Here is a 22,036-nt window from a genome sequence, read left to right as displayed (position 1 = left end):
ATGTAACAGAGGAAATAGTGCTACAGCATAAGGGAATCACTGACTCAATAGTGTGAGGGCAAGACGAGTATGAGAGGTCACTGACCAGAAAATTCTTTCAATAGATTAATTTGTTTCAATTTCAGATAAATAGACAGCAAAAAGGCCCTGAGTGATGGGCCTTTTCATCATGATACGCCAGTGCTATTGGGTAATATTATTACCCCTGAGCCATCAATCCTAATAGTTTAATAACAAAATAGAACACCACACCGATGACTAATGGCAGGATATATAAGGTAAAGAACTGCAAAAAGATAGTGTGATGCGGTAAGACTATTTTCTCTTCTAATTGCTCACGGGTGCGCCCTTCACTGCCCTTCGCCTGCTCCAAAATCATCTGGTCTTCAATGCCTTCGCGAATATGCCGTACTTGTCGTGACATGCGCGCACCCGATGCCTGTAATGACAAGCCCACGAAAATCAGCATATAAATAATGAAGAACATGATATTCGATGCTGAAAATCCTTGTTCGAAATCAGGCACGGGCGAGTTGTACCAGAAGATATCCAGAAAAGTCGTGTTAAAGCGGATCATATCGGTCATAACGTGGATAAAATCCAGCATAACCGCATTAATTCCGGTGCTTTTTTGACTATATTGATAGGCAAAATTGATAATTGAAATCAATGTTGACAGCAGCGCTGGAATAAATACGAGCCACCCGGCTATCCGTTTGATAATAGCGACACGCCCAGCCTGTTGATAGGTCATGACTTCTCCTTGTAAATACCACCACTTATGTGGCCTTAGTTTACCTGCTGCATCCCGGTCTTGTGCAGAAATTTGCGCAACTTCTTACGATTAACGTAAATTCAAGCCTAGCTCATCCAGCGCAATATCATTAAGTTAATAAATTATACTGTAAGAAAGACAGAGAATTGTGTTCTGCCGGTTCAATCACCATGAACCAATGATAGAGTGTTCAATCAGTAGCTAGAAACCAAACAGGAGAAATAATAAATGGCGACCCCTCACGCAATTAAGGCCGCAATTTTCGATATGGACGGCTTGCTAATTGATTCGGAGCCGTTATGGCTACAGGCTGAACTTGATATTTTCACCGAGCTGGGGCTGGATACCTCGTCGAGAGACTCCCTACCCGATACCCTTGGATTGCGCATCGATTTAGTGGTGAAACTTTGGTTCCAGTCCATGCCATGGCAAGGGCCAAGTCAGGCAGAAGTGTGCAAACGTATTATTGCCCGCGCAATAGATTTAGTGGAAGAGACCAAACCGGTGCTGCCCGGAGTGGAATATGCGCTGGAGCTGTGCCGCGCACAAGGGTTGAAAATTGGTCTGGCATCGGCTTCGCCGCTGCATATGCAAAAGCGCGTTCTGGCAATGTTAAATATTGAAAAATACTTCGACCGCCTGGTGTCAGCAGAATACCTGCCCTACAGTAAACCGCACCCAGAAGTGTATTTGAATGCGGCATCTGATCTGGGTGTCGACCCTCTGGAATGTGTCACGCTGGAGGATTCAGTCAATGGGATGATTGCCACTAAAGCCGCACGTATGCGCTCTATTGTCATCCCTACAGTTGAATACCGGGCCGACCCTCGTTGGGTCTTAGCAGATATACAGTTGGAGTCGCTGGAACAGTTACGTAAAGAAGATATTTCGTGATAAACGGTTTTGCCACGACTGATTTAGGTGACGATAACTTTATCAGCGGCTAATGCTGTGGCGTTAATCAAGGCGGCTGAAGTGAATACCCAGCCGCCTGAATACGTTTTACAGGAAATCATCCCGCTTAGGATTAAAGGTATCGATCAAAATACTGTTGTCTTCCAGTGATACTGCACCATGCATCTCGTTTTTAACCGCACGATAGGCATCACCCGCTTTCAAAATACGTTTTTGCCCTTCGATTTCCACTTCAAAACTACCGGCCGCTACATAAGCAATCTGGTCATGAATATCATGCTTGTGCGCCACACCAATAGCGCCCTTATCAAAGTGAACGCAGACCATCATCAGATCGTCGCTCCAGGTCATAACTTTGCGTTTAATGCCATTGCCTAACTCTTCCCAAGGCGTTTCATCATTAATAAAGAACATCTTCATTGTTTCTCCTCATTATTATGCAAAATGGTTTCTGCTGTAGCCTAGTCACAGTTTTACGCTGAATTCGGCCCATTCTACGGCCAAAATCTGCAGTTCAAGCATAATTAATCCAAAAATCATGACGTCCCTCAAAAAATAATAAAACATCATTTCATTTTTATTGAATTAACTTCCCGCAAATACTATCATCACCACATCAAAAGAAACACCGGTCCGAACCGAAAGAGAGGCACCGACATGCAAATTCGTCAAAGCATTCATAGTGACCACGCAAAGCAACTCGATACCGCAGGTCTGCGTCGTGAATTTCTGATTGAAAATATTTTCGTCGCAGATGAATACACCATGACCTATAGCCACATCGACCGAATCATTGTGGGCGGTATTTTGCCAGTCGAGAAAACGGTCAGCATTGGTGATGAAGTGGGCAAGCAATTAGGTGTGAGTTATTTTCTAGAGCGCCGCGAATTGGGTGTTATCAATATTGGCGGGCCGGGCCTTATCTCGGTTGATGGGCAGGTTTACGAAATTGGTAATGAAGAAGCGCTGTATGTAGGCAAAGGCGCTATAGATGTTGCGTTTAGTAGCCTCGATGCTACCAGGCCTGCCAAGTTCTATTACAACAGCGCACCAGCACATACCACTTATCCCAATAAGAAAATCACACTGGCAGAGGCCGCACCGCAAACATTGGGTGATGACGCGACCAGTAATCGCCGCACTATCAATAAATACATCGTGCCCGATGTGTTGCCAACCTGCCAACTGACCATGGGGTTGACCAAGCTGGCACCCGGCAATCTCTGGAACACAATGCCCTGTCATACCCACGACCGGCGCATGGAAGTGTATTTCTACTTTGATATGGACGAAGAAACAGCCGTCTTCCACATGATGGGCCAGGCGCAGGAAACTCGCCATTTGCTGGTTCATAACGAGCAGGCAGTTATTTCACCAAGTTGGTCTATCCATTCAGGTGTGGGTACTAAACGTTACACCTTCATCTGGGGCATGGTCGGTGAAAACCAGGTCTTCGGTGATATGGACCATATTGCCGTTAGCGAACTGCGCTAAATGTTTGCCAACGGCGTTAAGCATCACCCTACCAAAGCCGTCCTTTGGGCGGTTTTCTCCCTAATATTATAATCGCGGTACTCTTTGGCCGCCTTGAGAGAGATGTTAGCTATGATCTTAGATTCCTTTGAGTTAAAGGGTAAAATTGCTCTGGTTACCGGCTGTGACACAGGTTTGGGCCAAGGCATGGCGATTGGTTTAGCCGAAGCAGGTTGCGATATCGTTGGTGTGAATATTGTTGAGCCAAAAGAGACTATCGAGAAAGTGACGGCTTTAGGTCGCCGCTTCTTAAGCCTGACGGCTGATCTGAGCAAAATCGATGGCATCCCTGCCCTGTTGGAACGCGCCATTGCTGAATTTGGCCAAATCGATATCCTGGTCAATAACGCCGGTATTATCCGCCGCGAAGATGCGATCAACTTCAGCGAAAAGGACTGGGATGATGTGATGAACGTGAACATCAAAACGGTGTTCTTTATGTCTCAGGCGGTTGCCAAGCAATTTATCAAGCAAGGCACTGGCGGCAAAATCATCAACGTGGCTTCGATGCTGTCTTACCAGGGCGGTATCCGTGTTCCTTCTTATACAGCCTCGAAAAGTGCGGTAATGGGCGTGACTCGCCTGTTAGCCAACGAATGGGCTAAACACGGTATCAATGTGAACGCTGTAGCACCGGGTTACATGGCAACCAACAACACTCAGCAGTTGCGTAAAGATGAAGAGCGCAGCAAAGAGATCCTTGATCGCATCCCGGCTGGCCGTTGGGGCTTGCCTGATGACCTGAAAGGCCCAGTGGTCTTCCTGGCTTCCAAAGCATCTGACTATATCAGTGGTTACACTATCGCTGTTGATGGCGGCTGGTTGGCTCGCTAAACCAATAAATATTACTAATTTGAGTTAAGGATTATTTCCTACGGTTATTCGCCATATTCCAGCTCAAAACTCTATTGAGGCACAACAGCAGTTGTGCCTTTTTTATTACTTATTTATCAAATGGTTAACAAACACAGCGCTGCCAAAAACCTTGCCATTACTGCAAAAATAAAAAATTCAAAACAACGTTCCGACTCCGATCACACTTTTGTCATTCGCCCAATGACTCGCCAGTAAATACAAATATAATAGATTGAAACGATGTTTCTATTTATAAGGAACCATAAACCGGTTCCGACCTAACATTTCTATGATGGGGTTACGGTAATGGATTTTGTCGGCAACATTAAAGGCAGCGACGCAGTGATGATTAACTGGCTCAGTGCTATCCGAAGCTATGTTGATTTAGTCCAGTCTGTTAGCCATAGCAATCAGAACCCTACCCCGTTGATGGCCGATGGTTTTGATGTCCTGACTCACCAACCTGTGGTCTGGCAATTTCCAGATGGTCGTCATGTTCCGATATCTAACTTTGCCAGTCAACAGAACTGGTTGCGTACATTGGATGCACTCAGTCTGGTGACGCAAGACCCGCAATATCATCAACAAGCGCGGGTACAAAGCAGCTATTTCATGCAACACGGTGTTCATGAGCAAAGCGGGCTGTTTTATTGGGGCGGTCACCGCTTCTTGAATCTGGACACATTAAAAACTGAAGGCCCAGAGTCGAAAGCGCAAGTGCATGAACTTAAACACCACCTACCCTATTACGACTTGCTGCTCAATGTCGATCGGGAAAAAACACTTAATTTCCTACAGGGTTTCTGGCATGCCCACGTCGAAGACTGGCAAACGCTGGATCTGGGCCGCCATGGTAGTTATGACAAGCAACGTGACCCACATGTTTTCACCCATGCACGTCATGACGTGGTGAATCCGCAAGTCTGGCCACAGCTACCCGAAACTAAAGGCCTGACCTTTGTTAACGCAGGTACTGATCTCATTTACGCTGCATATAAATATGCTGAGTATACCGGCGACATCGCAGCGGCTGCCTGGGGCAAACATTTATACCGTCAATACGTCTTGGCCCGCAATCCTGAAACAGGACTGCCGGTTTATCAATTCAGTTCGCCACAACAGCGCCGGCCGATACCGGAAGATGATAACCAAACCCAATCCTGGTATGGCGACCGTGCCAAGCGCCAGTTCGGCCCTGAGTTTGGTGAGATTGCCCGTGAAGCCAATGTCTTATTCCGTGACATGCGGCCATTATTGATTGATAACCCATTGGCAATGCTGGATATCTTGCGCCAACAGCCGGATGCAGAAGTTCTGCAATGGGTGATTGACGGGTTAAAAAATTACTATCGTTTCGCCTATGACGTCGAGAGTAATACATTGCGCCCGTTATGGAACGATGGGCAGGATATGAGCGGCTATGTCTTACAGCGCGATGGCTATTATGGCGCTAAAGGTAAGGTTATCTCGCCATTCCCATTAGAAGTAGATTACCTGCTGCCACTGGTTAGAGCCTGGCGAGCCAGTGAAGATGACGAGCTGCTGGATTTGATTGCGGTCTTACTGCACCGCTGGCAGTTAGCTGAATTAAACAAACAACAACGTCGTGCGGCACTGATGGACGACAAAAAACCAGCCGCCTCCCCTTATCTGCTACTGGCCTTAGTTGAACTGGCTGAGCATTGCCAATGCAGCCAATTATTCGCATTGGCCTGGCAAATAGGGAATGACTTATTTCAACAACATTACCATCGCGGCCTGTTTGTCGAATCGGCGGAACACCGTTATTTCCGTATCGACAATCCGATTGCATTAGCTTTATTAACCTTGATTGCCGCGAAACAGAATAAGTTGGCAGCAATACCTCAATTTATTACCAATGGTGGTTACATCCATGGAGATTATCGGGTGAACGGCGAAAGCCGCACTCTGTATGACATCGATTTTATTTATCCGACGCTTTTGAATCAGTAGTTTTATTTATCTTTCATGTTATTAAAAATAGGTAAGCATTATGAATGAAAACAGAATGCTGGGGTTAGCCTATATATCACCTTATATAATAGGGTTGATAATATTCACGGCTTTCCCCTTTGTATCATCTTTCTTTCTCAGTTTTACTGAGTATGACTTAATGAACCCTCCCGTTTATAACGGGATCGAGAATTATCGTCATATGTTCCTTGAAGATGATTTATTCTGGAAATCCATGGGCGTCACTTTCGCTTATGTGTTTCTGACTATTCCATTAAAATTAGCATTTGCTCTGGGGATCGCTTTTGTACTGAACTTTAAATTACGTGGTATTGGCTTCTTCCGTACCGCATTCTATATTCCATCAATTCTCGGCAGCAGCGTAGCTATTGCAGTGTTATGGCGCGCACTATTTGCCATTGATGGTCTACTTAATGGCTTTATCGGTGTGCTCGGGTTTGACCCGATCAACTGGCTGGGAGAGCCAGCGCTGGCGCTGACATCAGTGACATTACTGCGTGTTTGGCAGTTTGGTTCTGCCATGGTTATCTTCCTGGCCGCATTGCAGAACGTACCGCAGTCACAATATGAAGCTGCCATGATAGATGGTGCCTCTAAATGGCAAATGTTTATGAAAGTTACCGTGCCGTTAATTACGCCGGTTATTTTCTTCAACTTTATTATGCAAACCACACAGGCATTCCAGGAATTTACCGCGCCTTATGTCATAACCGGTGGTGGGCCAACCCATTACACCTACTTATTCTCGCTCTATATATATGACACGGCGTTTAAATACTTTGATATGGGATATGGTGCAGCACTGGCCTGGATATTATTCCTGGTAGTCGCTCTCTTTGCCTCAATTGCATTTAAATCATCTAAATATTGGGTCTTCTACTCCGCCGATAAAGGAGGAAAAAATGACTGACGTACAAAACTCCCACCAGAAGAAATTAGATCTGGCGCAGGATATTGCTGATGCGGAAGTTAGCCGCACATTACGTAAAGCAAAAGTCAGTGCCATTTTCCGCTACGTTATTTTGATTATTGTCGGACTGATGATGCTCTACCCACTGTTGTGGATGTTCTCAGCAGCCTTTAAGCCTAATAATGAAATTTTCACCACATTAGGATTATGGCCAGAACACCCAACGCGGGATGGTTTCGTTAACGGTTGGAAAACCGGTACGGAATATAATTTCGGTCACTACATGCTTAACACCTTTAAGTTTGTTATCCCGAAAGTCATCCTGACCATTATCTCTTCCACCATCGTGGCGTATGGTTTTGCGCGCTTTGAAATTCCATGGAAGAAATTCTGGTTCGCAACATTGATCACCACCATGTTGCTGCCAAGTACCGTGTTATTGATTCCTCAATACATTATGTTCCGTGAAATGGGCATGCTGAATAGCTACATGCCGCTGTATCTGCCATTGGCGTTTGCGACACAAGGATTCTTCGTCTTCATGCTTATTCAGTTCCTGCGCGGTGTTCCTCGCGATATGGAAGAAGCAGCACAAATCGACGGATGTAACTCCTTCCAGGTGTTGTGGTACGTGGTAGTGCCAATCTTGAAGCCAGCCATTATCTCCGTGGCATTGTTCCAGTTCATGTGGTCAATGAACGACTTTATCGGCCCACTGATTTACGTCTACAGCGTAGATAAGTACCCGATAGCGCTGGCTCTTAAGATGTCAATTGACGTGACCGAAGGCGCACCTTGGAACGAAATTCTGGCAATGGCGAGCATCTCCATTCTGCCGTCCATCATTGTTTTCTTCCTGGCTCAACGCTACTTCGTGCAAGGCGTAACCAGCAGCGGAATTAAAGGTTAATAGAGGATTTATCATGGCTGAAGTCATTTTCAACAAATTAGGCAAAGTTTACTCCAACGGTTTCCGCGCAGTTCATGGCATTGATCTGAAGATCCATGATGGCGAATTTATGGTGATTGTTGGCCCATCTGGCTGTGCTAAATCCACTACCCTGCGTATGTTGGCTGGGCTGGAAACCATCAGTGATGGTGAAGTACGAATTGGTGATCGGGTGGTCAATAATCTGGCACCAAAATCCCGTGGTATTGCCATGGTGTTCCAGAACTATGCGCTGTATCCGCACATGACCGTAAAAGAAAACCTGGCTTTTGGCTTGAAGTTGAGCAAATTGCCAAAAGACCAAATTGAAACACAAGTTGCTGAAGCAGCTAAAATTTTGGAACTTGAAGACCTGCTTGACCGCTTGCCGCGTCAGTTGTCTGGTGGTCAGGCACAGCGTGTGGCTGTTGGTCGCGCCATTGTTAAAAAGCCCGATGTGTTTTTGTTCGACGAGCCGTTATCAAACCTGGATGCCAAACTGCGCGCCTCCATGCGTATCCGTATCTCCGATTTACATAAGCAGTTGAAGAAAAGCGGTAAAGCAGCAACCACAGTTTACGTTACCCACGACCAGACTGAAGCAATGACCATGGGTGACCGAATCTGTGTGATGAAACTGGGTCATATTATGCAAGTCGATACCCCAGATAATCTCTATCACTACCCTACCAATATGTTTGTTGCCGGTTTTATCGGCGCGCCGGAAATGAATATCAAACCGAGCACGCTGGTAGAAAAAGATGGGAAAGTTGGCCTGACAGTCGGTCAATACACCCTGGTATTGAATGAAAGACAGCAAGCCAAAGTCGCTGCCCACGCCGGGGAAAAAGTGTTCTTTGGTGTACGTCCTGAGTTCGTCAGCATGTCTATGAATCCATTTAGTGATAATCACTCACAAGGTGAATTAGTCCGTGTGGAAAACATGGGTCACGAATTCTTTATGTATATCAAAGTTGATGACTTTGAGCTGACCTGTCGTCTGCCGTCTGACGAAGCACGACCTATTATCGAAAATGGTCTGCATCGCACCGTGTACTTCCAGTTTGATATGGATAAATGCCATATCTTTGATGCAAAAACAGAAAAAAATATCTCTCTTTAACAGGAGCAGTACCCAATGAAAAAAGCGATCCTACACACGCTGATAGCATCCACTCTGGCACTATTATCACATCAAGCCTTTGCAGCACAGGATGAAGTTAATTTACGTATGTCATGGTGGGGCGGGAATGGTCGTCACCAGGTAACGTTGAAAGCATTAGAAGAATTCCATAAACAGCATCCGAATATTAATGTTAAAGCAGAATACACCGGTTGGGATGGTCACTTATCTCGCCTGACAACTCAGATTGCCGGTGGTACTGAACCCGATGTTATGCAAACTAACTGGAACTGGTTGCCTATTTTCTCTAAAGACGGCACTGGCTTCTATAATTTGTTTAATGTAAAAGAGCAATTAGATTTAGCACAATTCGACCCGAAAGAACTGCAACAAACCACCGTTAATGGCAAGTTGAATGGTATTCCAATTTCAGTAACAGCCCGTATCTTCTATTTCAACGATGCGACCTGGTCTAAAGCTGGCTTAGAATATCCAAAAACATGGGATGAATTACTGGCTGCCGGTAAAGTATTTAAAGAAAAACTGGGTGATCAATATTATCCAGTGGTATTAGAGCATCAGGATACTTTAGCGTTAATCCGCTCTTATATGACACAGAAATACAACATTCCTACTATTGATGAAGCTAATAAGAAATTTGCTTATTCGCCTGAGCAGTGGGTTGAATTCTTTACCATGTATAAAACCATGGTAGATAGCCATGTTATGCCATCCACCAAATACTATGCTTCATTCGGCAAGAGCAATATGTATGAAATGAAGCCATGGATTAATGGAGAGTGGGCGGGTACTTATATGTGGAACTCCACCATAACCAAGTATTCCGATAACCTGACCAAACCGGCTAAATTGGTGCTTGGTCCATATCCAATGTTGCCAGGAGCAAAAGATGCCGGTTTATTCTTTAAACCAGCACAGATGCTGTCAATTGGTAAATCAACCAAGCATCCACAAGAAAGTGCGATGTTAATCAACTTCTTACTTAACAGTAAAGAAGGGGTTGAAGCATTAGGTCTGGAGCGTGGCGTGCCATTGAGTGCTACGGCGGTAACGCAATTGCGTGCCAGTGGTGTCATTAAAGATGAAGATCCTTCTGTTGCCGGTTTAAATATGGCGTTGGAATTGCCACATAAAATGACCACTTCACCATACTTTGATGACCCGCAAATTGTTTCACTGTTCGGTGATGCAATTCAATATATCGATTATGGCCAGAAGACCGTACAAGAAACTGCAGAATACTTTAACAAACAAGGTGATCGTATTCTGAAACGTGCTATGCGTTAATAAAGTTATTTAATTTAACTTAAGTATCTATTAAACCCTGCCATTAATTTGGCGGGGTTCTTTTGTTTTATAACCATAAAATAATAGCCAATTAGACCGACATCACAATTTAATATCTGTTTAAAAAAATAATCATCAACACAGATCTGGATCACATAAATATTTAATAATATAAATAGAATGTGCATTCACAATAAATGAAACATTGTTTCTTTGTTCGTGAAATTGTTTTCCAACCGTATGTTGATTTTTTATAAATTTGTTAATGACTTTTTATTTAAATAACCATAACCCTGGGATTATATAAAAATGAAATTTAAATTACTGACTCTGGCAGTGGCATCCGTAATCAGCTTTAGTTCTGTTGCAACAACAATTGACTACCGGCATGAAATGAAAGATACAAGTAAATCTGATCATAAAGATCGTTTACTGATTTCCAACCGTTTTGCTAATGGCTTTGGTCTGTCTTTGGAAGGGAAATGGGGCCAGCACAGCTCCGATACCACACCGAATAAACCATTTAATGAGCAAGTGAGTAATGGCACCGAAGTGGTTGCCAGTTATGTTTACCAATTCAATAAAACATTCCAATTGGAGCCTGGTTTCTCATTAGAATCTTCTTCTGATTCTAATAACTACCGCCCTTACCTGCGCGGTAAAGTGTCCTTTACTGATGACTTCTCAACATCACTGCGTTATCGCCCATATTACAAGCGTAACCAGCCTGCTCAGACTAAAGCAACCGAGAAAGGCCATGAGTTCACTATGCTGTTTGCCTACAACTTCTTGAAAAACTATTCAGCAGAATATGAATTGAACTACAAGAAATCCGAAGACGAAATTCTCGCTAATAAAGAGAAAGAAGAGTGGAGTCATGACCTGAAAGTCGCTTACAAATGGGATAAAAACTGGAAGCCATATGTTGCCATCGGCAACGTTGCTGGCAGCAAAACCACTGATGAGCGCCAAACTCGTTACCGTGTCGGTGTGCAGTACAGCTTCTAAATTCTGACCTTGTAATTGATGTGTTGTCGTTCGTAACCTGTAGTTATTAGTACCCTCATCATTATTTGTTAATTATGCCCATACCCGTATTACTTTGGGGAAAAGCTGACTCCCGGTCACTTTTCCCCTTTTTTTATCTCTCCACATACATTACAAAGCTTTAGGTTAAATTACCCTTTCTTAACTCACCTAAAATGAGACATTTAGTTACAGCGTAACGGCTATTCATGACATTAAAAATCTCATATACTGGATAAATCAACAGCTACAGATTCGGAATTCAAGTATGACAGGGGAAGGACACCTTATTTTTTCTGTCGCCTGCGTTATTTTTGCCAAAAAAGTCGGTCTTACACCCGAACTGGCAAATGGCGATTGGTGGCATATTATACCCGGCGCCCTGTTAACTTCCTTGCTGCCAGATATCGATCACCCCAAATCAATCCTCGGGCAGCGGCTAAAGTGGATATCAACCCCTATTGCTCGGGCATTTGGTCATCGCGGATTCACTCATAGTCTGTTGGCCGTCATTGGCGGTATCGCACTATTTCAAATGGATATCTCCCGCGATGGGATCATTCCCGCGGATGCATTCCACGCGATGATTGTTGGCTATTTCAGTCATCTGTTAGCCGATATGATTACACCTGCGGGAGTTCCACTTTTATGGCCATGCCGTTGGCGTTTTACTATTCCACTATTACGTCCGCAAAAAGGGAATCAATTAGAACGCGTATTATGTGTTCTATTAGTTTGTTTTTCCGTCTATTGGCAAACTGATACCACGATCCCCCTGCTATCCTATATGGAGCAATTGAAAAATTTTCGATTATGATCACATTTTAATGGGTAAATAATCACCAATTTGTATGGGATTCATACAAATCATTGCAAAAGTTTATATACCATTCCTTTTGGATATAAGTAGGCCTTCTTAGGAACTGCTACCATACGCGGCTAATTGCACAGTTGACTGTGCCTGGCTCTATTCTGGACATAAATAGCAACTGAATATGCAGTCAGTATTTAAAATAATAATTTGGAGATTTGGGGATGAACCTACCGCTTGTGATTAATGTGCTGTTATTCGTAGCACTGCTATTACTATTGGCACAAACCCGGCATAAGCAATGGAGTCTGTCCAAGAAAGTCTTGGTAGGTCTGGGGTTGGGCGTACTCTTTGGTCTGGGCCTGCAATGGGTCTATGGTGCAGACAATCCAGTGCTGAAAGAGTCTATCACTTGGTTTAATATCGTCGGTAATGGCTATGTGCAATTACTGCAAATGATTGTTATGCCACTGGTATTTGCCTCTATCTTGAGCGCTGTCGCCAAACTGCATAATGCCGCATCTCTGGGTAAAATCAGTGTATTAACCATTGGCACATTGCTCTTCACCACGTTAATCGCAGCACTGGTAGGCGTATTGGTTACCAACCTGTTTGGCTTAACTGCCGATGGCCTTGTGCAAGGAACACAAGAATCAGCGCGTTTGACTGCTATCGAAAGCAATTACCTTGGAAAAGTCACTGACCTGACCGTTCCTCAGCTAGTGCTGTCCTTTATCCCGAAAAACCCGTTTGCCGATTTGACCGGCGCTAGCCCAACCTCAATCATCAGTGTGGTTATCTTTGCCACATTCCTGGGAATAGCTTCCCTGCAATTACTGAAAGATGATGTGGAGAAAGGTCAACGTGTGCTGGTGGTTATCGACACGCTGCAAGCCTGGGTGATGAAACTCGTTCGTCTGGTGATGAAACTGACTCCTTACGGCGTATTGGCATTGATGACTAAAGTGGTTGCGGGTTCTAATATCCAAGACATCATCAAGCTGGGCAGCTTTGTTGTTGCTTCTTATCTGGGCCTGGCAATTATGTTTGTGGTGCATGCGGTGCTGTTGTCTTTCACTGGTATCAATCCGCTGAAATTCTTCCGCAAAGTATGGCCGGTGCTGACCTTTGCCTTTACCAGCCGTTCCAGTGCTGCCAGCATCCCACTGAATGTTGAAGCGCAAACGCGCCGTTTAGGGGTTCCTGAATCTATCGCCAGCTTCTCAGCCTCCTTCGGGGCGACTATCGGCCAAAATGGTTGTGCGGGGCTTTATCCTGCAATGCTCGCCGTGATGGTGGCCCCCACTGTTGGGATTAATCCATTAGATCCAGTATGGATTGCGACACTGGTCGGCATTGTCACCATCAGCTCAGCCGGTGTTGCAGGCGTTGGCGGTGGTGCGACCTTCGCAGCACTTATCGTATTACCGGCTCTGGGCTTGCCGGTCACTCTGGTGGCTCTACTTATCTCTGTTGAACCATTGATTGATATGGGCCGTACAGCATTGAACGTCAGCGGTTCAATGACCGCCGGTACCATTACCAGTCAATTGATGAAACAAACAGATAAAGACATTCTGAACAGTGATGATGATGGCGATTTAGCCCATCAGTAAATACCACTCTTTAGCGTGACAATGTGAAAAGCCAGTCATTTATGACTGGCTTTTTGTTTTTAACAAATGTATCACTGAGATACAGCTAACACCCAATGACTTTAAGGATGAAAGGGACGATATTTTTCGACCAATGCCAATGCAATAGCTTCCGTTTCTACATCCGGTATACCGCTGAAATCTTGCGCCCTAAAGTGCATCTGAAATGCTTTGATAACTTGTCGGGTTTCATCATCCAACTCGCCGCTTTGCGGGATCTGATAACCATAGCGCGCCAGCGCTTGCTGAATAATACTGACAGATGCCATGTCGTGCTTATTGCGCCCAGCAATATACTTTGTGACCGTCGCGTCATCTGGCCAAGCCCCTATGCCCTGATCTGCCAGGCGTTTCCAGGGAAATAACGGGCCGGGATCAGATTTTCTCAATGGTGCTATATCGCTATGAGCAACAACATTCGCTGGTTCAATATTATAACGCTCAACAATGTCCTTGGTTAGCCGCTCAATCAATTCAATCTGCGATTCATTGTAAGGATACCACTCTCTACGTAACATCCTCTCAGTGAAGCCCCTATTGACGATTTCAATACCTATAGAGGTATCATTGAGACTATTCCGCCCCTGCCAATAACTGACACCCGCATGCCATGCGCGCTGTGATTCGGGAACCAGTTGTAAAACAATAGGTTTGCCATCAAGACTTTCAGGGTGCGTTTTTACCAGATAATGAGCGCTAACATCCCCTTGAGTCAGCAGTCTCAGTGATTCAGCATCATCTGTTGCCGTGTAGTGAAGCACCAAAAATCTCACCCGCTCATTTTTAGCTACGGAGGGAATACTGGTATCGACTTTATATTCACCGCGGTCAATCAATTGATGCGGATTATCACGATGGGGGCTACTACAACCCGCCAACAACAGCAATAATCCTGTGCTTAATAACTTCCTCATTCCTTTTCTCCCTATAATTATGCTTAAGCACGGTTATAGTGAACCTACAGAATTAAATGAGCCATCAACAGTATATTTAAATAATAACTAATATCATCGGATAATACTCAAACGCCTCGATCTATTCATATGAATGTTGAGTAACTTATCTATCAATAAAAAAACGGCTCCTGGTAAGAGGAGCCGTTTGGGATGGGAAGGAATAAATAGTTATAATTAACAGCTGATTAAAAATATCCAATAATTATACAGTATTTACTCTAGTGGAAAGATCCCTCAGAAAGGATAATCGCGATAACCCATCTGCTCTGAAATATTGCGCGCTGCACGATGTAAAGACTTCACAATATCGCTTTTGCTATCTTCAGAGAAACGCAATGTCGGATATGAAATACTTAAACCGGCAATGACGACACCAAAACGATCGAAAACAGGCACAGCGATACAGCGTAAACCTTCTTCTTGTTCTTCAACATCTTCGCCGAAGCCTTGCTCACGCACCTGGTCCAACACCGGCAACAGTGCTGCCGCGCTATCCAGCGTATGCTTAGTGCTACGGGTAAATTCGATATGAGACAAGATCTCTTCTACTTCACCACGGTCACGCCATGCCAACAGCACTTTACCAATGGCGGTGCTGTGCAGAGGATTACGACGGCCAATACGGGAATGCATCCGTAGGTTATACATAGAATCGATTTTATGGATATAAACAATGCTATCTTCATCCAACGCACCCAAGTGAATAGTTTCACGAGTTTCATTGGATAACTCACGCATTTGTATATCAGCGCTACGGATCAAATCGACGTTTTGTAATGCTTTCGCCCCTAACTCAAATAACTTCAGAGTGAGGGAGTATTTCTCTGATTCGCCTTCCTGTGCAACATAGCCCAAGGATTTCATGGTCTGTAGGAAGCGGTACACTGTACTCTTAGGCATCATTACACGTTGAGAAAGTTCGGTAATACCTATTTCCCGTTCTTCACCCAATGCTTGTAAGATGCCAAAAACTTTCAGAACCGACGAAACAGAGTCGGGCTGTTTATCTAAATCTGCAATAGCCATTTTTTGGTTACCCTACTCAGTTTTCTGTGTTTTATAAAACAATTTGTTTTAAAAAAAATAGAACAGTGGTTTTATTATAAAGGGAAGTCGCGAGACTGTGCAATAAACCAATGTGAATAATCGGATAAAAGCCTTGCAGACAGCAAATTAGCCTCTTTCCAAGAAAGAGGCTAGTGCAAAATTCAACTATTTCCAAACTGATTCAGGCAATGTGGCTAAATATAGTGCGGGTTTACCGTGAACATCAGAGGTAAAGAGGATTTGCTTATCATCGGGTGTAAAGGATGGATGTGGATGTGTTACCTGGCGGTCACCTTCAAACACCTTCCATGAAGTGTCGTGGCGTGCAACGCGATGCTGAGTGCCATTCTTCATATTGAAAACATACAGGAAAGGATCATTTTCAATCTTATAACCGCTATCGTCTTGTACATCTACCGGCGCATCAGAACCATCACCCACCATCAACGAACCATCATAGTTGCTCATCAGATGCGAACATGCTGGCATTGAGGTCAGTTGACGATTTTCCAATGTCTCTGGATCAGCACTGTAGATAAAGCGGTCTGGGCTACCTTTTAAGTAGGAAACATACACCAGAGCCGAACCATCTGGCACCCAGAACTCATGGGTACAGCTTTCGCCTTCAGCATGGGTTTTCACCTTACGCATATTCGTGCCATCTTCATTGATTAGCCACATGCGAGCATCAACCAGATCGTGTGGCCCTTCATGGCAGAACGCGACAGTGCTGTCATCGTAAGGACGGTAAATTGGGTGACCGAGCCATTGATTTTCTTGCAGAATGACCGTCGATTCGCCGGTTTTAAGATCAACACGCATCAAGCGGCAGCAGGGTTTGGTGAAATAGAACTCATGGAATTTCTTCCAATCGGTCAGTGGCTGCCAATCTTCACGTTTAATCTCGATACCGACCAGCTTAGTGCAATCTGAATTAGCCACCCAAGTGCCGTAACCGACCCACTCTTCTGGCACCTGATAAACCACATTTTCTTCCAATGTAGCAAGGTCAACGCGCATCAAATTGCGGCCATCTTTAACATAGAACAACGCATCGTCATCCGGTGATAAGAAACCACCAAAGGTATTGTCGCCGCGCCCTTCTGTCAGTTGGGTTGCCACCTGAGTGTTAAGATCCAGCAAGTAGTAGTTCCACGGGCCATCAAAAGCACCGCCGAACAACAACTTACTACCATCACGGGTGAAACACTTTTGATAGAAATAGTTACGGTGGCAAGTCACATCAGGAGGCGTTAGCCGTGTCACTTGTGCACCGGTAGAGGCATCCTGATAAGTATCAAATGTCAGGGGGATTTGTTTACCTTTAGCCATCCGGAAAGTCCTTAAAATCATCAGAGAATTAAAATTTGCCCGCAGGAGAACCTGTTCGGCTAATACTATCTCACATTATAGAAACGATGTTTCATTTTTCCGTGATCGCGGTTCTGTTTTTACTGATTCTCACAAATTACTGGCTTTATCAGGCTGTTAATCTGCCTTGCAAAGGAAATTTCTGACTAATTTTTAATCCCCTCTCGATTTTAACCATTGCATTGCGGTAAAAGTGGCCTTTTACAAATAACCCTGTTGCCGATGATGCATTCAAGCACAATAGTCGTTAGCATAGAAAGATTCACCTACCTTATTATTTCTACAGATAAAACCTATGACCCCAGCCGCCACCGATGGAATGCCGGTTCCACAGCGCTATGCCGCAGTTGTCGTTATTGCTTTAGGTATTATGATAGCGGTGCTGGATGGCACTATCGCCAACGTCGCATTACCGACCATTGCCCGTGACCTGAATGCCAGCCCAGCCACTTCCATTTGGGTAGTCAATGCTTATCAGTTGGCCATTACCGTGTCTTTGCTTTCGATGGCGTCACTGGGTGACATCATTGGCTATCGACGGGTTTATCAGGCCGGTTTGCTGGTCTTTAGTGTGACATCGCTGTTTTGCGCCCTGTCCGATTCCTTATGGACACTGACTTTTGCGCGCGTGCTGCAAGGGTTAGGTGCCGCCGCCTTGATGAGTGTCAATACCGCCCTGATTCGAATTATTTACCCCAAAGCACAGTTAGGTCGCGGTATCGGGATTAATGCATTGATTGTGGCCGTCTCTGCCGCCGCCGGGCCAACCATAGCAGCAGCAGTATTGTCAGTGGCATCCTGGCAGTGGCTCTTTGCCATTAACGTGCCGATAGGCCTGGTTGCCTGGGGGCTGGGCATGAAGTTCTTGCCAGCCAACAATATGAAGAGCAACGGTAACCGTTTCGATATCACCAGTTGCATTATGAATGCACTGACATTTGGTTTACTGATAACCGCCATCAGTGGTTTTGCTCAAGAGCAAAGCCCAACACTGATTGCCGCTGAAGTGATAGCATTGCTGGTCATCGGCTTTTTCTTTGTGCGTCGCCAACTTAGCCAGCCTTTCCCACTACTGCCAGTCGATTTACTGCGTATTCCTATTTTTGCCTTGTCGATCGGAACATCAATCTGTTCCTTTGCCGCCCAAATGCTGGCAATGGTTTCACTGCCCTTCTTCCTACAGACAGTTTTGGGCCGTGATGAGGTAGCTACCGGGTTGCTTTTAACCCCATGGCCACTCGCCACCATGGTGGTAGCACCTATCGCTGGCCGATTGGTTGAGCGCTACCATGCCGGATTACTGGGAGGGATAGGTTTAGCGGTGTTTGCCAGTGGGCTATTCCTGTTAGCCACATTACCTGCCAACCCCACTGATTTAGATATTATCTGGCGCATGGTGCTGTGTGGTGCGGGTTTCGGCCTATTTCAAGCGCCGAATAACCATACGATTATTTCTGCCGCTCCAGCGCAACGCAGCGGCGGTGCCAGCGGTATGCTGGGCACTGCGCGGCTATTGGGGCAAACCTCAGGCGCAGCATTGGTTTCCCTAATGTTTAATCTGTTTGCCACCAATGGAACGCATGCATCGCTGATACTTGCGGGCTGTTTCGCCAGCATCGCGGCGCTGGTCAGCTTACTGCGCGTCAGTCAAAAGCGCAGTTAACTTGAATAATTGATGGCCCTATTATCATTTAGGGTCATCAATTCGCCCTTCATCTTTGGCAATGCGCAGAATGGATTCCAGTAATGCCGAGTCACTAATAAAATCGATCAGGGTTGTCTCATCCCCACCTCTTTTAGCCCGGCCTTTCATGTAACTGGTAATAACTTCCCACTCTTGATAAAGGCGCTTATCTCTTATCTGCAGATATCTTAGCAAAGCGGCGAGAGTCACCGCTGAGGCGGGCACAGAGACTTTATCGTTAAGATACTTATTGATGGTTGAGCGATTAGCGGCCATCAAATCAGCCAGCTCAGTTTCTTTTTGCAAACCAAGAGACTGGTAAGCTTGAACAAACGGTTTTACCCCATTATTTTCAGTCTTACCTAACCTGAGTTTTTTCAGTTTATCTCTTAATCCGTCACTCATAGAAACACAATTCCGCAACAAAGAATGGTCCTTATTGTACCTTCCGGAACGGGAACAGCGCAAACTGTTGCTGATGGAAACCGAAATATCCTCATACAATTCAAATGGAAACGACTTAAATAACTATAGATCGCATTTGTGAGTTCTATATATTAATTTTAATGATTCTGATAGAAACCAATTTTCGCCGTGAACATATTGTTAATCGTGAAATAAGTCACATATTTTTATTGCAAATCTACTTTTTAGTACGTATTTTTTATTAAAGGCAACATTTTTTGTGTCCAATAGAATCAAAAATAGATTCTTAATTTTAGAGAAAAACTTAACGATATGAAGCGTTCTAAATTAGCGGTGATTATTGCTCTTGGTTCAATATTCAGCACTACTGTTGATGCCACACTACCCGCCCCCCGAAGATGTACCTGGCTATAATCATGAATGGGGGGTAAGTGTCGTTGGTAACATTAAAGAGGTTCTGGAGCTGGCAGACAAAACCAATACTCTGGCCAATGATAATGCAGGACGTATTCAACTGCTGGAAGATGAACCCAAGCCAATAGATGGGAAAGATGGCACAAATGGTAAAGACGGCGCTGATGGCAAAGATGGACAGAATGGAGCCAACGGTAAAGACGGGGCTGTAGGCGCTACAGGGGCTGCGGGTTTAAATGGCACTGACCATCACAATGACGTTGCCGTACAAAAGAATACCACCGCAGTATCTCAGAATACTCAACGCCTAAGCACTCAAGATGCGCGTATTAGCACTTTGGCAAGTCAGGGCAACCAGGAATTTGCCAATCTGAAATCCGAAGTCGATAACAATCAATCACGCTCAGATGCAGGTATTGCTGGGGTAGCAGCGATGGCGAATATCCCACAAGTACAGGAATCTCAGCAATTCGCGCTGGGCGCAGGGATTGGAGGTTATGGCTCAGAAAATGCACTAGCGGTAGGCGCATCTTTCCACGCCACTCAAAATACTATAGTCAAACTCACGGTAAGTAATGACACACAGCATAACTTTGGCTGGGGTGCAGGTACCTCTTATGGCTGGTAATGAAATGAAACTGAATATTATTATTTTCCTGCAAGCGTGTTTGCTGGCAGCAGCAATATTTGTCGCTGCCTCGATAAATCAATTTTCTGACGTTATGAAAGTCGTCGGCTCATCCGTCGCCGTATTAAGTCACAATTGGGAAGCCCAAAAATGATGTATAAAACCCTACTCGCTGGTGTTATCGCTATCCTGTTGGCAGGTTGCAGCTCACAGGCCGAGAGAATTGCCGCCTGTGAAGCGCAAGGTGTGTCTCGGGATGCTTGCTATATTAGCGAACAAAACCGCACCAACACCATCAATGCCGCGGCTGAAACCCAGGCATTACAGAATGCGGCGCATGCTGTACAGTTCGCTCAAGCAGCCAAAAAGGCGAACCAACATTACAGCGGTTATGGCGTCGATGTTAAGCGCGATTCTTTAGGTATTGTCACTGTCGCTGGGAAACCTGCGGCTTTGATTGAAGATGAACCCAAGGCCAAGGTCTATTCACAAGGTTTATTGACCGTTATCTTCTATACATCTGGTAAGGTGGCGTTGCTGCGTGAAAACCAATTTGTTGGCTATTTAACGAAGGTTTAGCACAAAGCAAAACCCCGCCAGATAGCGGGGTTTTTATTTAATATCAATAGCGGTTATTTCAGGTATTCACCAGAACGCAAAGCTTCAATACGTTTGTCCAGCGGCGGGTGGGACATAAACAGCTCGCTGAATGATTTAGATTTACCGTTAATGCAGAAAGCCATCATGCTACCGGCTTCCTGTGGTTCATAGCTGGTTTTCAGCCGCTGCAATGCAGCAATCATCTTCTCACGCCCAACCAATCTTGCTGAACCGGCATCGGCATGGAATTCACGATGACGCGAGAACCACATGGTAATAATGCTCGCAAGAATACCGAACACCAGCTCCAATACCATTGAAACCGCAAAGTAAACCATTGGGTTACCTGAACTGCTCCCTTCATTATCACGATCACCCGACAAGAAGCCGGCGGCAACCTGAGCAATCAAACGTGAAATGAAGATAACGAAGGTATTCACGATACCTTGAATCAAAGTCATGGTGACCATATCACCATTCGCCACATGGCTAATTTCATGGGCAATAACTGCCTCTGCTTCATCACGGCTCATGTTCTGCAACAAACCGGTACTGACAGCGACCAATGAAGCATCACGACGAGCACCGGTCGCGAAAGCATTTATATCTGGAGCCTGATAGATAGCCACTTGCGGCATAGCAATGCCTGCCTGCTGAGACTGACGACGTACTGTTTCCAATAACCAGCGCTCAGTTTCGTTGCGCGGCTGCTCAATAACTTCACCACCCACGGAACGAAGAGCCATCCATTTGGACATCAGCAACGAAACGAATGCGCCGCCGAAACCAAACAGACCGGCCATAATCATCAGCCCCTGCACACTGCTGGACTGAATACCTGTCAGGCTAAGCACCAACCCGAACACCAACATGACCGCCAGGTTGGTGAGTAGGAATAGAGCGATACGCATCATAAAAATTTATTTCCTTATTCTGTTAATTGACGACAGTATTAAATCGACATCGTATTAAGCCAAAATTGACATGATGACTTAGCCAAATAACTACTGAGATATGCTGATCGTATGGGCATCTGATAAATTTTCAAGGCTTGTTAAGTTCTAAGAGAGGAAATC

22 protein-coding genes are annotated in these 22,036 nt (G+C 45.0%); 15 read left to right on the top strand and 7 right to left on the bottom strand.

Annotated features, from left to right (window positions below; translation table 11 throughout):
- Positions 1 to 199: 199 nt before the first annotated feature.
- Positions 200 to 754, bottom strand: coding sequence for a YniB family protein (locus tag HU019_RS05665; RefSeq protein ID WP_174847572.1), 555 nt, complete (start codon positions 752 to 754; stop codon positions 200 to 202).
- Positions 755 to 1,003: 249 nt separating this feature from the next.
- Here HU019_RS05665 and hxpB point away from each other — a divergent pair, with 249 nt between their 5' ends.
- Positions 1,004 to 1,669, top strand: a complete 666-nt coding sequence (hxpB, locus tag HU019_RS05660; protein WP_174847571.1) for a hexitol phosphatase HxpB — start codon at positions 1,004 to 1,006, stop codon at positions 1,667 to 1,669.
- Between the two features lie 108 nt (positions 1,670 to 1,777).
- Here the strand turns inward: hxpB and HU019_RS05655 are convergent, their stop codons facing one another.
- Positions 1,778 to 2,110 carry a cupin domain-containing protein gene (locus HU019_RS05655; RefSeq protein WP_005170147.1) on the bottom strand — a complete coding sequence of 111 codons (333 nt, stop codon included), beginning with the start codon at positions 2,108 to 2,110 and terminating at the stop codon, positions 1,778 to 1,780.
- 237 nt (positions 2,111 to 2,347) lie between these two features.
- Between HU019_RS05655 and kduI the strand changes: the two genes are divergently transcribed.
- The 10 genes from kduI (at position 2,348) to HU019_RS05605 (ending at position 13,795) form a co-directional block, all read left to right on the top strand.
- Complete coding sequence (gene kduI / locus HU019_RS05650) at positions 2,348 to 3,184, top strand: 5-dehydro-4-deoxy-D-glucuronate isomerase (RefSeq protein ID WP_174847570.1); 837 nt, start codon at positions 2,348 to 2,350, stop codon at positions 3,182 to 3,184.
- A 111-nt stretch (positions 3,185 to 3,295) separates the two neighbouring features.
- Positions 3,296 to 4,057 (top strand): 2-dehydro-3-deoxy-D-gluconate 5-dehydrogenase KduD, encoded by a 762-nt coding sequence (gene kduD / locus HU019_RS05645; protein WP_005161658.1) that lies wholly within the window; start codon positions 3,296 to 3,298, stop codon positions 4,055 to 4,057.
- A 327-nt stretch (positions 4,058 to 4,384) separates the two neighbouring features.
- A complete protein-coding gene (locus tag HU019_RS05640; RefSeq protein WP_174847569.1) occupies positions 4,385 to 6,052 on the top strand; it encodes a pectate lyase in 1,668 nt (555 codons plus the stop codon).
- Between the two features lie 40 nt (positions 6,053 to 6,092).
- Positions 6,093 to 6,983 (top strand): carbohydrate ABC transporter permease, encoded by an 891-nt coding sequence (locus HU019_RS05635; protein WP_174847568.1) that lies wholly within the window; start codon positions 6,093 to 6,095, stop codon positions 6,981 to 6,983.
- Complete coding sequence (locus HU019_RS05630) at positions 6,976 to 7,893, top strand: carbohydrate ABC transporter permease (RefSeq protein WP_174847567.1); 918 nt, start codon at positions 6,976 to 6,978, stop codon at positions 7,891 to 7,893. The genes HU019_RS05635 and HU019_RS05630 overlap by 8 nt, the downstream gene beginning before the upstream one ends.
- 13 nt (positions 7,894 to 7,906) lie before the next feature.
- Complete coding sequence (locus HU019_RS05625; RefSeq protein ID WP_174847566.1) at positions 7,907 to 9,034, top strand: ABC transporter ATP-binding protein; 1,128 nt, start codon at positions 7,907 to 7,909, stop codon at positions 9,032 to 9,034.
- A 15-nt stretch (positions 9,035 to 9,049) separates the two neighbouring features.
- Positions 9,050 to 10,342 carry an ABC transporter substrate-binding protein gene (locus HU019_RS05620; protein ID WP_050077557.1) on the top strand — a complete coding sequence of 431 codons (1,293 nt, stop codon included), beginning with the start codon at positions 9,050 to 9,052 and terminating at the stop codon, positions 10,340 to 10,342.
- Positions 10,343 to 10,651: 309 nt separating this feature from the next.
- Complete coding sequence (locus tag HU019_RS05615) at positions 10,652 to 11,350, top strand: oligogalacturonate-specific porin KdgM family protein (RefSeq protein WP_005161701.1); 699 nt, start codon at positions 10,652 to 10,654, stop codon at positions 11,348 to 11,350.
- A 286-nt stretch (positions 11,351 to 11,636) separates the two neighbouring features.
- Positions 11,637 to 12,185: a metal-dependent hydrolase gene (locus HU019_RS05610; protein WP_174847565.1), complete on the top strand. Its 549-nt coding sequence runs from the start codon at positions 11,637 to 11,639 to the stop codon at positions 12,183 to 12,185.
- 218 nt (positions 12,186 to 12,403) lie between these two features.
- Positions 12,404 to 13,795 carry an L-cystine transporter gene (locus HU019_RS05605; RefSeq protein ID WP_174847564.1) on the top strand — a complete coding sequence of 464 codons (1,392 nt, stop codon included), beginning with the start codon at positions 12,404 to 12,406 and terminating at the stop codon, positions 13,793 to 13,795.
- 101 nt (positions 13,796 to 13,896) lie between these two features.
- Here the strand turns inward: HU019_RS05605 and HU019_RS05600 are convergent, their stop codons facing one another.
- The 3 genes from HU019_RS05600 to ogl form a co-directional block, all read right to left on the bottom strand.
- On the bottom strand, positions 13,897 to 14,748 hold the full coding sequence (locus HU019_RS05600; RefSeq protein WP_174847563.1) for an N-acetylmuramoyl-L-alanine amidase: 852 nt from the start codon (positions 14,746 to 14,748) through the stop codon (positions 13,897 to 13,899).
- A 276-nt stretch (positions 14,749 to 15,024) separates the two neighbouring features.
- Entirely contained in the window at positions 15,025 to 15,816 is a 792-nt protein-coding gene (gene kdgR / locus HU019_RS05595; RefSeq protein ID WP_005164952.1) for a DNA-binding transcriptional regulator KdgR, read from the bottom strand.
- A gap of 186 nt (positions 15,817 to 16,002) precedes the next feature.
- Positions 16,003 to 17,169 (bottom strand): oligogalacturonate lyase, encoded by a 1,167-nt coding sequence (ogl, locus tag HU019_RS05590; protein ID WP_174847562.1) that lies wholly within the window; start codon positions 17,167 to 17,169, stop codon positions 16,003 to 16,005.
- 334 nt (positions 17,170 to 17,503) lie between these two features.
- On the opposite strand from ogl, the gene HU019_RS05585 reads away from it, so the two are divergent.
- Positions 17,504 to 18,871, top strand: coding sequence for an MFS transporter (locus HU019_RS05585; RefSeq protein ID WP_174847561.1), 1,368 nt, complete (start codon positions 17,504 to 17,506; stop codon positions 18,869 to 18,871).
- A gap of 24 nt (positions 18,872 to 18,895) precedes the next feature.
- On the opposite strand, the gene HU019_RS05580 is transcribed toward HU019_RS05585, so the two are convergent.
- Positions 18,896 to 19,297: a hypothetical protein gene (locus tag HU019_RS05580; RefSeq protein WP_019079270.1), complete on the bottom strand. Its 402-nt coding sequence runs from the start codon at positions 19,295 to 19,297 to the stop codon at positions 18,896 to 18,898.
- 394 nt (positions 19,298 to 19,691) lie between these two features.
- Here HU019_RS05580 and HU019_RS05575 point away from each other — a divergent pair, with 394 nt between their 5' ends.
- Genes HU019_RS05575 through HU019_RS05565 form a run of 3 tightly spaced genes read left to right on the top strand, consistent with a single transcriptional unit; the run spans position 19,692 to position 20,939 of the window.
- Positions 19,692 to 20,360, top strand: coding sequence for a YadA C-terminal domain-containing protein (locus HU019_RS05575; RefSeq protein ID WP_227739302.1), 669 nt, complete (start codon positions 19,692 to 19,694; stop codon positions 20,358 to 20,360).
- Positions 20,350 to 20,514, top strand: coding sequence for a hypothetical protein (locus tag HU019_RS05570; RefSeq protein WP_019083017.1), 165 nt, complete (start codon positions 20,350 to 20,352; stop codon positions 20,512 to 20,514). The genes HU019_RS05575 and HU019_RS05570 overlap by 11 nt, the downstream gene beginning before the upstream one ends.
- Complete coding sequence (locus tag HU019_RS05565; RefSeq protein WP_174847560.1) at positions 20,511 to 20,939, top strand: hypothetical protein; 429 nt, start codon at positions 20,511 to 20,513, stop codon at positions 20,937 to 20,939. The genes HU019_RS05570 and HU019_RS05565 overlap by 4 nt, the downstream gene beginning before the upstream one ends.
- A gap of 53 nt (positions 20,940 to 20,992) precedes the next feature.
- Here the strand turns inward: HU019_RS05565 and htpX are convergent, their stop codons facing one another.
- Positions 20,993 to 21,874 (bottom strand): protease HtpX, encoded by an 882-nt coding sequence (htpX, locus tag HU019_RS05560; protein WP_174847559.1) that lies wholly within the window; start codon positions 21,872 to 21,874, stop codon positions 20,993 to 20,995.
- Between the last annotated feature and the right edge of the window lie 162 nt (positions 21,875 to 22,036).

The organism is Yersinia artesiana, from assembly GCF_902726545.1.
Lineage (GTDB): Bacteria > Pseudomonadota > Gammaproteobacteria > Enterobacterales > Enterobacteriaceae > Yersinia > Yersinia artesiana.
Note: the sequence above shows the minus strand (reverse complement) of the source record. Positions and strands in the feature narration are given on the sequence as shown.

Bases quoted from the DNA above. Each gene is read 5' to 3' on its own strand.
- HU019_RS05665 (WP_174847572.1), bottom strand. From the start codon at position 754: ATGACCTATCAACAGGCTGGGCGTGTCGCTATTATCAAACGGATAGCC.
- hxpB (WP_174847571.1), top strand. From the start codon at position 1,004: ATGGCGACCCCTCACGCAATTAAGGCCGCAATTTTCGATATGGACGGC.
- HU019_RS05655 (WP_005170147.1), bottom strand. From the start codon at position 2,110: ATGAAGATGTTCTTTATTAATGATGAAACGCCTTGGGAAGAGTTAGGC.
- kduI (WP_174847570.1), top strand. From the start codon at position 2,348: ATGCAAATTCGTCAAAGCATTCATAGTGACCACGCAAAGCAACTCGAT.
- kduD (WP_005161658.1), top strand. From the start codon at position 3,296: ATGATCTTAGATTCCTTTGAGTTAAAGGGTAAAATTGCTCTGGTTACC.
- HU019_RS05640 (WP_174847569.1), top strand. From the start codon at position 4,385: ATGGATTTTGTCGGCAACATTAAAGGCAGCGACGCAGTGATGATTAAC.
- HU019_RS05635 (WP_174847568.1), top strand. From the start codon at position 6,093: ATGAATGAAAACAGAATGCTGGGGTTAGCCTATATATCACCTTATATA.
- HU019_RS05630 (WP_174847567.1), top strand. From the start codon at position 6,976: ATGACTGACGTACAAAACTCCCACCAGAAGAAATTAGATCTGGCGCAG.
- HU019_RS05625 (WP_174847566.1), top strand. From the start codon at position 7,907: ATGGCTGAAGTCATTTTCAACAAATTAGGCAAAGTTTACTCCAACGGT.
- HU019_RS05620 (WP_050077557.1), top strand. From the start codon at position 9,050: ATGAAAAAAGCGATCCTACACACGCTGATAGCATCCACTCTGGCACTA.
- HU019_RS05615 (WP_005161701.1), top strand. From the start codon at position 10,652: ATGAAATTTAAATTACTGACTCTGGCAGTGGCATCCGTAATCAGCTTT.
- HU019_RS05610 (WP_174847565.1), top strand. From the start codon at position 11,637: ATGACAGGGGAAGGACACCTTATTTTTTCTGTCGCCTGCGTTATTTTT.
- HU019_RS05605 (WP_174847564.1), top strand. From the start codon at position 12,404: ATGAACCTACCGCTTGTGATTAATGTGCTGTTATTCGTAGCACTGCTA.
- HU019_RS05600 (WP_174847563.1), bottom strand. From the start codon at position 14,748: ATGAGGAAGTTATTAAGCACAGGATTATTGCTGTTGTTGGCGGGTTGT.
- kdgR (WP_005164952.1), bottom strand. From the start codon at position 15,816: ATGGCTATTGCAGATTTAGATAAACAGCCCGACTCTGTTTCGTCGGTT.
- ogl (WP_174847562.1), bottom strand. From the start codon at position 17,169: ATGGCTAAAGGTAAACAAATCCCCCTGACATTTGATACTTATCAGGAT.
- HU019_RS05585 (WP_174847561.1), top strand. From the start codon at position 17,504: ATGACCCCAGCCGCCACCGATGGAATGCCGGTTCCACAGCGCTATGCC.
- HU019_RS05580 (WP_019079270.1), bottom strand. From the start codon at position 19,297: ATGAGTGACGGATTAAGAGATAAACTGAAAAAACTCAGGTTAGGTAAG.
- HU019_RS05575 (WP_227739302.1), top strand. From the start codon at position 19,692: ATGCCACACTACCCGCCCCCCGAAGATGTACCTGGCTATAATCATGAA.
- HU019_RS05570 (WP_019083017.1), top strand. From the start codon at position 20,350: ATGGCTGGTAATGAAATGAAACTGAATATTATTATTTTCCTGCAAGCG.
- HU019_RS05565 (WP_174847560.1), top strand. From the start codon at position 20,511: ATGATGTATAAAACCCTACTCGCTGGTGTTATCGCTATCCTGTTGGCA.
- htpX (WP_174847559.1), bottom strand. From the start codon at position 21,874: ATGATGCGTATCGCTCTATTCCTACTCACCAACCTGGCGGTCATGTTG.